At 68.1% G+C, this 10,204-nt stretch carries 11 protein-coding genes; 7 read left to right on the top strand and 4 right to left on the bottom strand.

The genetic code is table 11. From position 1 onward, the window contains the following. The 3 genes from D7Y21_RS22355 to tssK form a co-directional block, all read right to left on the bottom strand. The coding region (locus tag D7Y21_RS22355) for a DotU family type IV/VI secretion system protein (RefSeq protein ID WP_121715576.1) at window positions 1-545 on the bottom strand (545 nt) is incomplete at its 3' end. 13 nt (window positions 546-558) lie between these two features. After that, window positions 559-1,137 (bottom strand): hypothetical protein, encoded by a 579-nt coding sequence (locus D7Y21_RS22350; RefSeq protein ID WP_121715574.1) that lies wholly within the window; start codon window positions 1,135-1,137, stop codon window positions 559-561. 27 nt (window positions 1,138-1,164) lie between these two features. Beyond that, window positions 1,165-2,418 (bottom strand): type VI secretion system baseplate subunit TssK, encoded by a 1,254-nt coding sequence (gene tssK / locus D7Y21_RS22345; protein WP_120565692.1) that lies wholly within the window; start codon window positions 2,416-2,418, stop codon window positions 1,165-1,167. A 309-nt stretch (window positions 2,419-2,727) separates the two neighbouring features. Here tssK and tssB point away from each other — a divergent pair, with 309 nt between their 5' ends. From tssB to D7Y21_RS22330, 3 genes are read left to right on the top strand one after another with little or no spacing between them, the layout of a single operon-like run. Continuing rightward, window positions 2,728-3,288, top strand: coding sequence for a type VI secretion system contractile sheath small subunit (tssB, locus tag D7Y21_RS22340; RefSeq protein WP_120565691.1), 561 nt, complete (start codon window positions 2,728-2,730; stop codon window positions 3,286-3,288). 50 nt (window positions 3,289-3,338) lie between these two features. After that, a complete protein-coding gene (tssC, locus tag D7Y21_RS22335; protein ID WP_120565690.1) occupies window positions 3,339-4,856 on the top strand; it encodes a type VI secretion system contractile sheath large subunit in 1,518 nt (505 codons plus the stop codon). Between the two features lie 32 nt (window positions 4,857-4,888). Then, complete coding sequence (locus D7Y21_RS22330) at window positions 4,889-5,536, top strand: hypothetical protein (RefSeq protein ID WP_120565689.1); 648 nt, start codon at window positions 4,889-4,891, stop codon at window positions 5,534-5,536. A gap of 57 nt (window positions 5,537-5,593) precedes the next feature. On the opposite strand, the gene D7Y21_RS22325 is transcribed toward D7Y21_RS22330, so the two are convergent. Next, a complete protein-coding gene (locus D7Y21_RS22325) occupies window positions 5,594-6,193 on the bottom strand; it encodes a hypothetical protein (RefSeq protein WP_120565688.1) in 600 nt (199 codons plus the stop codon). Between the two features lie 54 nt (window positions 6,194-6,247). On the opposite strand from D7Y21_RS22325, the gene D7Y21_RS22320 reads away from it, so the two are divergent. From D7Y21_RS22320 to D7Y21_RS22305, 4 genes are read left to right on the top strand one after another with little or no spacing between them, the layout of a single operon-like run. Further along, window positions 6,248-7,216, top strand: a complete 969-nt coding sequence (locus tag D7Y21_RS22320) for a type VI secretion system protein IglI family protein (protein WP_121715573.1) — start codon at window positions 6,248-6,250, stop codon at window positions 7,214-7,216. 13 nt (window positions 7,217-7,229) lie between these two features. Continuing rightward, a complete protein-coding gene (locus D7Y21_RS22315) occupies window positions 7,230-8,174 on the top strand; it encodes a hypothetical protein (RefSeq protein ID WP_120565686.1) in 945 nt (314 codons plus the stop codon). A 14-nt stretch (window positions 8,175-8,188) separates the two neighbouring features. Further along, window positions 8,189-8,575 carry a GPW/gp25 family protein gene (locus D7Y21_RS22310; RefSeq protein WP_120565685.1) on the top strand — a complete coding sequence of 129 codons (387 nt, stop codon included), beginning with the start codon at window positions 8,189-8,191 and terminating at the stop codon, window positions 8,573-8,575. After that, window positions 8,572-10,203: a hypothetical protein gene (locus D7Y21_RS22305; protein ID WP_121715571.1), complete on the top strand. Its 1,632-nt coding sequence runs from the start codon at window positions 8,572-8,574 to the stop codon at window positions 10,201-10,203. The genes D7Y21_RS22310 and D7Y21_RS22305 overlap by 4 nt, the downstream gene beginning before the upstream one ends. Window position 10,204: the final 1 nt, after the last annotated feature.

Genomic DNA, 10,204 nt, shown 5'->3' with positions numbered 1-10,204 from the left:
CTGTTGCAGTACCGCCTCTTCGGAGAAGACGGCGGCGGCGGGGGCGTGACGATGCGCGCGGACAGCCGCTCCTGGTACTCGCGCAGCTTCGCCGTGTGGCCCAGGTAGCGGCCTCCGAAGCCCGCCGTGATGCAGAAGTGGAGCATCTCGAAGAGCAGCGCGGGGGAGCCCGGCTGATCCAGCCGTTGATCCGCCAGCGTGTAGAAGGCCTCGCCGCCGCCGTCTTCTCCGAAGAGGCGGTACTGCAACAGCGGCCACAGCGGCTGCTCCGCGTCCGCGAGCCGCAGGAGGACGCGCTCGTCCACCAGGTACGTGAAGGGCCGCAGCGCGTCCTGCACCTCCTCGTCGCGGGCGTGGGCGCCCAGGCCCGCGCGCAGCCGCTCAATCACCTCCAGGAGTTCGTCGTGGAGCCTGCGCAGGCCCTCGCGGCCCAAAAGCCCCGCCGCCGCGGCCGACCCGGGCGCGGCCTGCGGCAGCCATCCGTCCAGCACGGACTGGGCCTGCCGGTACTGCGTGAAGACGACCTGCCAGTGCTCGAGCTTCATCGCGCCCCCCCCGTCAGCCCACGTTCACCATGCTGCCCTTGAGTTCCGCCACGCCGTCCGCATTGAGCGCCAGCTTCGCTTTCGCGGTCACCTTCACCTGCGCTCCCTCCATGGCGATGTCCTTCTGTCCCTCCGCCTTGATGGACGGGGCCTTCAACGCCACCGCGCCGCTCTTGGCCTCCACCTGGATGTCGTCACCCTCCACGGTGAACTTCTTCGCCGCCTTCAGCGTCACGGCCTCGTCCGAGGAGAAGGTCGCGTCCTTCGCCGCCGTCTGAGTCAGCGCGTCCTTCGTGGTGACCGTGAAGGCCTTGGCGCTCTCCAGCGCGAACGTGTCGTCGCTCTTCCACGACGACGCCTTCGTGGACGTCACCTCGATGGTCTCCGCCTTCAGCACGAAGGACTTGCAGGTCACCGTGACGCTGTCCTGCTTCTGCACGATGGTGCTGGTGGCGCTGTCACCCTTCACCTCCAGGGTGATGGCTTCGCCGTCCATCTTCACCGTCTGGAGGATCTTCCCGTCCTTGTCCTCCGTGGTGAGGATGAGACCCTTCTCCTTGTCCATGTCGATGATGCAGATGAGCTTGGGCATGCGCGCCGTTCCCCCGTCGGTCCGCCGTCAGGCCCTGCGCCAGTAGAGGAGCACCTGCGCCCCTTCGAGCGCGGGCGTGGCGAAGAACGTGAGCCCGTCCTCGCGCGTCGCGGACTGCCATTCCTCGCTCTGGGGCGTCAGCTGGTACCAGTCGATGTCCGCGTCGAAGGCGTGGGGGAACGACGGGAAGGCCACGTGCCGGTACGGCACGCCCTTCAAGGCCTGGCGCCGCACCGCCGGCAGCCGCAGGGGACTGGCCAGCTTCACGCCCTCCATGGAGCGCGGCCGGTCCCGCTCCTGCCGGCGCACCAGCAGGTAGAAGTCATCCGGCGGCGGCGTCTCCCTGGGCAGCGGCGTGAGCTTGAAGTGGCCGTCCTGGAAGTCGAAGACCCGGTAGGACAGGGGGCTGGCCTGCGGGCGGAACCCGCGCGTGAGCAGCTCCATCCACCGCGCGATCCCCGGACCCGGCGCTTCGTGCTCGTACGCGGGCAGGTCGTCGTCCGGCTCCGCCTCCAGGTAGCAGCACGTCTCGAAGTACAGCCGCCGCAGCGCCTGCACCAGCGGGTACGGCGGCGGCTGCAGGCCGTGGCGCATGTCCTGGCGCAGCACCTGGAGGCTTCGCACCTCGCACAGCGCCCGCCGCGCGCTGGCCAGCCGGTCGCCTCGCACCAGGCCTTCGCGCAGCGACGTGCGCAACTGCCCCTGCGCCTGCTGGAGCAGGCCGTCCAGCTGCTCGAACAGGGGCTCCAGGAACGGGTGGGGCCCCACGCTCAAGAGCGGCGGCAGGTGCGTGGCGGACAGCTGCCAGGGCCCGTCCGCGTTCCGGGTGAAGACGGCCAGCGACAGGCTGCTCACCGTGTCGTCCACCACCGGCTCCAACGACAGGCACAGCCTCCGTCCCGCGCGCACCACGCTGGGGGCTTCACCGCCCGCGGGCGCCAGGTCCTCGCGGGGCTCCAGCACCGCCAGCAGGTGCAGATACACCGTCACCCGCATGCGGCCCGTCTCCTCGAGCGACAGCGGTGTCACCTCCGCGTTGCCCGGCACCTCCACCAGGTGGCCGCCCGGTAACACCGCGGTCAATTCCTCCAGCGCCACCGAGCCCTTGGCGAGCAATACATCGTTGAAACGCAGCGCGCTCACGCCCACCACCGGCAGGCCCGCGAACCCCGCGTAGCGCCGGGCCTCCGTGGAGAGGGATTCCTCCTGGGCCCGGAAGTGTTCGGGCAGCAGGGTCTGCCCTTCCTGCCACAGGACTCGCGCGAGTGTGTCTGGGTTCATGGCAGGGGCGACGGGAGCGGGTTTCCTGTCACGGGGACCGCCCGGGGCAAAAGCTTGCTTGGGCTGGGTGACAGTGTTTAGAAAAAGCTACCGGCCTGGAGCCTGCGACGTCAAGTGAGCCTGGATGATCCACCGTGTCTGGTTTCCTGCCCTGGAGGGCGAGGAATGCCACGGGTTGGGTCTTAATTGGCTCCCCGGGTTGCGATGCCCCATCGTGGCAGGTCATGTGTTGGGGGTGTATTGCTTTTGTGTATTGCCATGGTTTATCAATTCCTTCACAAAACGGCGGTTCAGTTCTTGGGGGTACTCATGGCCATCACCGACGAAATTCCCAGATCACGCATCACGCTGACCTACCGCACCCAGGTGAATGGCACCCGGGCGGACAAGGCGCTTCCGTTCCGGCTGCTGGTGATGGGGGACTTCTCCCGGGGGACTTCCAACGACCGCAAGAAGGACCTGGATCAGCGAGAGATCCGCAACCTGGATGGCAAGAACCTGAACCAGGTCATCCAGAACATGGGCATGACGCTGAACTTCAGCGTGCCCAACCGCGTGGACAAGAAGGACCCGGTGGATGGTTCGGCGCCGGCGCCGCTGCAGGTGAGCCTCAAGCTGGACTCGATGAAGTCCTTCAGCCCGGTGGACGTGGCCCGCCAGGTGCCGAAGATCAACGCGCTGCTCACGCTGCGCAAGCTGCTGCTGGAGCTGCAGGGCAACCTGGACAACCGCAAGGAGTTCCGCCAGCTGGTGCGTCAGCTGGCGCAGAACCCGGAGGCCGTCCAGAAGCTGAAGACGGAGCTGGCCGCGTTCAAGTCGATGAGCCTGCCGAAGCTGGCCGCGACGAACCCGCAGCCGCCGACGACGTGATGCCGGGCGCAAGCCCTTCCCCACGACCTTCCTGAACGAGGCCTTTCTCCATGCCTACCCCTCCTGCGTCTTCCACCACCGCGACGACCGCCGTGGCCGATGTGCCCCTGGACCTTCCGCTGTTCCTCAACAGCGTGCGGCTGGGCTCCGTGCCCGCCGCGCGCGACCCCTCCACCCAGACGGACCTGCTGGTCATCCCCGACGACGCCACCCCCGAGGAGCGCTTCGTCTCCAGCCTGGCGGCCATGGTCCACAACATGGACATGGACGAGGGCCGCTTCGACAAGCAGACGGTGCAGGAGCTGGTGGGCACCATCGACGCGCTGGTGTCGGATCAGCTCAACGCCGTGCTGCACGCGCCGGAGTTCCAGGAGGTGGAGGCGCAGTGGACCGCGCTCAACGACCTGGTGCGCAACACCAACTTCAAGGCCAACATCGAGCTGAGCCTGCTGGACGTCTCCAAGGAGGAGGCCTACAGCGACCTGGAGACGAACGCGGCGGACGTCGCCGGTTCGGAGTTCTTCAAGAAGCTGTACGTCGCTGAATACGACCAATACGGCGGCGCCCCCTACGGCGCGCTGGTGGGCCTGTTCGAGTTCGCCAACACGCCGCAGGACATGCTGTGGCTCAAGACGATGGGGAAGATCGCCGCGGCCAGCCACGCGCCGTTCGTGGCGTCCGTGTCCCCGCGCTTCTTCGGCTGCGACACCATGAAGGAGGTGTCCCAGCTGCGCGACGTGGCGAGCCTGCTGGACTCGCCCAAGTACTCCGCCTGGAACGCGCTGCGTGAGACGGACGAGGCCGCCTACGTGGGCCTCACGCTGCCGCGCTACATCGTCCGGCCGCCCTACAACCCGGAGACCTACCCGGCCCCCGGCATGAACTTCGCGGAGGCGGTGAAGGGCGACAAGGAGGAGGAATACCTCTGGGGCAACGCGGCCATGCTGTTCGCGCGCAACCTGGTGCGCTCGTTCGCGACCTCTGGCTGGTGCCAGCACATCCGCGGCCCCAAGGGCGGCGGCCTGGTGGCGGGCCTGCCCGTGCACCTGACGCACCTGCGCGGCGAGGAGGAGATGAAGCTGCCCGTGGAGATGTCCATCCCGGACTTCCGCGAGCTGGAGCTGGCCAACGGCGGCTTCATCCCGCTCATCCACAAGAAGGGGAGCGCGGAGGCCGTCTTCTTCAGCGTCCAGTCCCTCAAGAAGGCCAAGGTGTTCGAGGACACGAAGGACTCGGAGAACTCGCAGCTGGTGACGAACCTGGCCTACACGTACTCCATCAGCCGCATCGCGCACTACGTGAAGGCCATCATGCGCGAGAACATCGGCAGCACGGCGAACGCGCCGTACATGCAGCAGCAGTTGGACCGGTGGATCTCCCGGTACGTCACCACGCTGGTGAACCCGGATGACCTGACGCTGCGCTACTACCCCTTCAAGGCCTACAACCTCACCGTGGCGGAAGTGCCCGGCAAGGTGGGCTGGTACCACTGCAACCTCTCCGTCCTCCCGCACATCCAGTTCGAAGGCATGAACGTGGACCTCCGCGTGGATGCGCGGCTCGGCTGACAAACCCCGCAGCAAAATGGAGGACCGAAACCATGGGTGATGGACCGCTTGGCATTTCGTGTGACTGGCAGCAGACCATCCAGCAGCGCCCCCAGAAGAACGTCCCGGTGGGCTACCTGCTGGACATCAAGGGGCTGGGCAAGGACGACGGCTCCTTTCCCAAGAGCAACGGCCTCTTCTACACGCCGTTCGACGGTGAGGCGACCTTCAGCGAGGTGAAGATCGAGAAGGTCGGCGCGAAGAACGCCGTGCGCTGTGTGGGCCTGATTACCCAGCTCCAGTGGGAGGGCGGCAAGCTCGACCCCATGGACTTCACCGTGCTCATCAGCCCGGAGAACAAGCCGGACTTCACGGGCATCACCAACACGGAGCTCAAGAAGCTGGTGTTCTGGGTGTGCGAGTGGGACAGCGCCGCGGGCAAGTGGTTCGAGAAGTGCTACCCCCTGGGCGACGAGTCTGGCGGCGAAGCCAACATGCTCAAGGGCCGCATCAACCAGAAGGGCAACGAGGTGATGCTCCACGTCGGTGAGCCGGAGAACGTGGGCGTCACGGACGTGAAGTTCTGCCAGATGACCTTCCAGGTCATCCCGGACAAGCTGAACCTCTGCAACATCCACTACAGCCACAACTCCGAAGCCAAGGATGTGTACAGCTGGGGCTACAAGGAAGGCGGCCAGTAGCAGCCGGGTGGAGGGACGGGGAGGGCGTCAAGCCGCTCCCCGTTCCGCTTTTTCAGCTCACTTGTCACTGCCCCACTTGGTGACACGGCGCTCCTGGGAGTTGGTGGCGAACTCCAGGGTGGTGCTCTTCTTGGGAGCGGGCACCACCCGGAAGTCGAAGCGGTGGAAGCGGATGTCCAGGTCCGTGGCCAGCGTGGTGGGCTGGTTGTCCAGGAAGACCTTGGGGCGGCCCTTCTCGGTGTCCATCAGCGCCTCGGCGGTGGCGGGGCTCTTCAGCTTGGCGGCTTCGAACCAGGTATCACCCGCTTCATCGAAGTCGATGATGGCCCACGCCAGCTTCAGCCGCAGGTTATCCAAGGGCTTGGCGAAGTGGTTGAGCACGTTGGCCGCGGTGGCGCGCCCCACGTACACGCTGAAATCCAGGGGACCGGAAGCGCCATTCATGGACAGCCGTCCAATCAGGCCAATGCATTGCGCCGTGGGCCCGAAGTCACCCACCGTGGGGGAGGACAGGCTGAGCTCCTTCGTCAGGTTCAGTCCCCCGCAGCCATTCCATTCGAGCAGATACCCCAGCGCGCCACGGAAGCCGGGCCGGTATTGAAACCCGGTCTGCCAATTGCATTCGAGTTCGAGCAAGTCGGGTTTCGCGATGGCCATGGGCGTCTGTCCTTGTGAATGAAAGACATGTAACATGAAGTGGAAAGACAGACCATGAGAGACCTGATCCTGTGCCTGCGCCCCGTGGAGGGCGGAACGCTGGAGCGCCTGGAGTCGCATGATCAGCGCTTCCTCACGGTGGCGGACCTGGTGCAGCGGGAGTCCTACGCGGAGGCAGCGGACGCCATCGAGGCCCTGGACGGTGAAGGGGTCTACGAGGTCCGGCTGTCGGCCTACTACCTCTTCGCGGCGCTGCGCGAGGACGGGCTCGTGCGCCTGCCGGAGGTGCTGGAGGTGCTGGTCGCGCTCGCGCGCGCGGCGGCGGAGGAGGCCGCCCAGGGCGAGGGGAAGGACAAGTCCAAGCCCGCGGTGCTGCTCAACAAGGCGCTGACGTGGCTGTTCCAGACGCTGCTGAGCGCGCTGAAGTATCACCACGGCAAGAAGGACGCGGGCTGGGAGGCGTGGACGAAGGGCTTCACGGACGGCAAGCGCAAGGACGCCCTGCGCGGCATCCAGACCCTGCAAGGCGCGCTGGAGGGCTCCGCGTTCCGCAACGGAGCCCAGGGCCTGGCGGGGCTGGGACAGTGGCTGAAGGAGACGCTGGAGCGCGCGGCCGCTCCCGCACCGGCCCCGGAGCCCGCGAAGCCGGCCGCTCCCGCGAAGGGACGGAGCGCGAAGGCCGCCGCGCCAGCTCCGTCGTTCCCCCGCACGACGGGGCCGCTGCAGCTGCGCGGGTCGGCGCACCTGCTGGAGCTGTGCGACAAGCTCAAGGCCTTCGAGGTGCTGGTGGAGCGCGGGGACTTCCAGAAGGCCGCGCTGGTGAGCGACGACGTGCTCCGGACGCTGGAGGACTTCGACCCGCGGCGCTACCTGCCGGAGCTGTTCTCGTCGTTCGGCGCGCTGCTCAACCGCCACGTGGGGGACATCCAGGAGCACTGGGAGCGCAAGGACTCCATGGAGTGGCGCACGCTGTCGCAGTTCTACCAGGTGGACCTGGGCGCCTTCGTGGGGCCGGGCGAGTGAGGCGGCCCTGCTCATGAACGGCGCCTCGCCGCTGCTGTCCCCGCTGGAGCGGCGCATCCGCGCCCGCGCGAAGGACTTCGACCTGGGGCCGCTGCTGCGGCTCCTGGAGACGCAGGGCTATGGCCGGGACCGGGTGCTCTTCGAAAGCAACCCGGAGCCGGTGGCGTCCGTGTCGCTGGTGGAGGCGGTGACGTTCCATCTCTCCCCGGTGCGCCGGGTGGTGGTAACGCTCAACCTGGGCCTCCTGGGCACGCCGGGCCTGTTGCCCAGCTACTTCCTCCAGGTGGCCGAACAGCTGCCGGAGCCGGAGCCGTTCCTCGACTTCATCCGCTTCTTCGACCACCGGCTGCTGCTGGCGCTGGTGGACGCGCTGCACCCCGAACGGGACGCGAGCCTGGTGGGGGACTGGGAGCGCACGAAGGGCTTCTACCAGCGCATGGTGGGCGTGGATTCACAGGCCACGCTCCAGTGGCTGTTCCAGCAGGTGTTCCCGGAGCTGCGCGTGACGTGTGTCCGCCGCTCCTTCCGCACGCGCTTCTCCGGCATGCGGCCCACCTTCGGGCCCACGCCGCTGGATGGCACGGGCTTCCTGGGCCAGACGTACGCGGCGGACATCGGGGGCTTCCAGGTGGAGGTGTTCGCGGACGAGGAGGCGGACATGCGCGGACGTGACTGGCCCGCGCGGGTGCGCCACCGCTTCCACCGGCACATCCTGCCGCTGCTCGTCCCCGCTCGGATGCAGCTGGAGGTGGTGCTGACGGTGCTCGCGCACGGGCGGACCGTGAAGCTGGGGCCTCGGGGACAGCTGGGCTACGAGCGGCTGCCGGGCGCGGAGGGCAAGCCGCTGCGGCAGCTCATCTTCCTGGGCGACACGGCCGTGCCGGTGGCCGCGCCTCCTCGGGCCGAAGGTGACCGGCAGGGCATGAGCATGGGCACGCCGAAGGCAGCCGGACGTTAGGAGGGGAGGGGACCGTGGGCTTTCTGCACCGGAAGTTCCTGGGGGTGGTGGAGACGCCTCGTGAAGCCGTGCTTCGCAACCTGGGCCACCTGCTTCAGGCCAAGCGGGGCGCGGCCTCCGTGCTGCCCGGCTTCGGGTTGACGGAGACGGGGTTCCGCTCGGACGCGGAGCGCCTCGCGGGCCTGAGCGCGGAGATCCGCGAGACGCTGTCGCGCTACGAGCCGCGCGTGGAGGTGGTGTCCATCGACGAGGCGCCCGCCGCGACTGGCGGCGCGCCCGGCCTGGTGGTGCGCCTGCTCTTGCGTAGCTCCCACGAGCCCATGGACCTGCTCCTGGACCCGGGCTCGCGCCGCCTGCGCGAACGGCCCCCGGAAGAGGCAGCTGGGGAGGACGACCCATGAAGTTCACCGAACAGCTGAAGGTGACGCTGGACCTCAAGGCCGGCGACGAGGCCTTCACGCTGCCCGCGGGCAGCATCAAGCGCCTGTCGGTGAAGGCGCGCTCCTACGGCTTCGAGGCGCAGGTGGAGTGGTGGGTGCTCTGCAAGGAGAGCGGTGACGAGGACACGCTCTTCACTCCCTTCACCGACACGAAGCCGCTGACGGCGACGCTGACCGTGGACCGCCGCTACGGCGCGCAGTCGGAGGGGCGCGAGGGCGCGGAGGCCCTGCCGCTGAAGCTCATCGGGCGGGTGGAGGAGCGCCACGTGCGCGAGCGCTCGCTGGCGAACGTGAAGGACGCGCCGGTGATGCAGCGGCGCTACCGCGTCCGCCTGGTGGACCCCGCCGCGATGCTGTGGCGCCGCCACTTCCCCAGCGGCGTGTGGGTGGATGAGACGCTGCAAGCGGTCATCCAGGCGAACACGCCCGGGGGACTGGACGTGGCCTATGAATGGGAGGCCGCGGGGACGAAGCACGGCCTGCACGCGCTGGGGCTGGGCGCGGACGACGACTCCGGCGCCAGCTTCCTGGACTTCCTGCACTGGGTGCAGGCGCGCATGCACGCGGGCATGTTCCTGGACTACGCGGAGGGGAAGTACACGCTCGCGGACGCGAAGCCCGAGGGCGGCGAGGCGCTGGTGCTCACCCGCGATGAGGTGAAGCAGGTGGACCTGCGCTACCCGGAGCCCCGGCGGGACGCGCTGTCGGTGCTCAACAGCTACGTGGACGCCGGCACGAAGCGCAAGGCGGTGGAGAACGCGGACGCCATCGCGGGTGTCCTCACCGAATGCCTGGTCACCTCCACGCTGGAGGGCACGCTCACGGACCGGGTGACGCTGGAGACGAAGTGCCAGCAGCTGGAGGGCCCGGAGCTGCGGCTGTCCTTCGCGAGCTACCCCCGCGCGTCACTGGTGCTCAACGGCCTCTACACGCTGGGGGACTTCAGCACGCAGGCCGCGACGCACGGCAAGCAGTACCGGCTCCACACGCTGGAATTGGACGCGCGCGCAGTGGAGGAGGACGCCGCGCACGACCCGGACAGCACCGCCAACGACTACCATCTGTCGCTGAAGGCCACGCTGGAGGAGGCGGCGGACCCCACCTTCCGGCGCCCGCGCTTCCGGCCGCCGCGCTGGCCCTTCCTCGCGGAGGGGCGGGTGGTCAGCGAGGAGGGCGGGGAGCCGGAGCGCACGTATCAAATCCGCCAGGACGACGAGACGTCGGTGGAGTCGTACCGGGTGAAGCTGCCCCTGTGGGACAAGGAGGTGCGCTGCCCCTATGAGCCGCACCAGCAGCCCGGGCACTTCTACTTCCCCGCGGACAAGGGGACGCGCGTGTTGGTGTCGCTGGGTTACCAGCACGCGCGCATGGACCGCTTCCTGGAGTGGCGCCCCGGCGCCCGGCTGCCCAAGGAGTCGCAGGGCAACCACCTGCTCCTGGGCAAGACGGACAAGAGCGAGACGTCCATCCAGCACCTGTATCAGGACTCGAAGCCGATGCTGCGCATCCAGCGGACCCTGGAGAAGGACACCCAGCTCATTGAAGTCACCGAGGGCCGGATGTTCCTGCGCGTCCAGGAGGGGGAGTAGG

The sequence above is a fragment of the Corallococcus sp. AB045 genome, assembly GCF_003668895.1.
Taxonomy (GTDB): domain Bacteria; phylum Myxococcota; class Myxococcia; order Myxococcales; family Myxococcaceae; genus Corallococcus; species Corallococcus coralloides.
This window is presented reverse-complemented; position numbering and strand designations above follow the sequence as displayed.

Bases quoted from the DNA above. Each gene is read 5' to 3' on its own strand.
- D7Y21_RS22325 (WP_120565688.1), bottom strand. From the start codon at position 6,193: ATGGCCATCGCGAAACCCGACTTGCTCGAACTCGAATGCAATTGGCAG.
- D7Y21_RS22330 (WP_120565689.1), top strand. From the start codon at position 4,889: ATGGGTGATGGACCGCTTGGCATTTCGTGTGACTGGCAGCAGACCATC.
- D7Y21_RS22315 (WP_120565686.1), top strand. From the start codon at position 7,230: ATGAACGGCGCCTCGCCGCTGCTGTCCCCGCTGGAGCGGCGCATCCGC.
- tssB (WP_120565691.1), top strand. From the start codon at position 2,728: ATGGCCATCACCGACGAAATTCCCAGATCACGCATCACGCTGACCTAC.
- D7Y21_RS22350 (WP_121715574.1), bottom strand. From the start codon at position 1,137: ATGCCCAAGCTCATCTGCATCATCGACATGGACAAGGAGAAGGGTCTC.
- tssK (WP_120565692.1), bottom strand. From the start codon at position 2,418: ATGAACCCAGACACACTCGCGCGAGTCCTGTGGCAGGAAGGGCAGACC.
- D7Y21_RS22320 (WP_121715573.1), top strand. From the start codon at position 6,248: ATGAGAGACCTGATCCTGTGCCTGCGCCCCGTGGAGGGCGGAACGCTG.
- tssC (WP_120565690.1), top strand. From the start codon at position 3,339: ATGCCTACCCCTCCTGCGTCTTCCACCACCGCGACGACCGCCGTGGCC.
- D7Y21_RS22305 (WP_121715571.1), top strand. From the start codon at position 8,572: ATGAAGTTCACCGAACAGCTGAAGGTGACGCTGGACCTCAAGGCCGGC.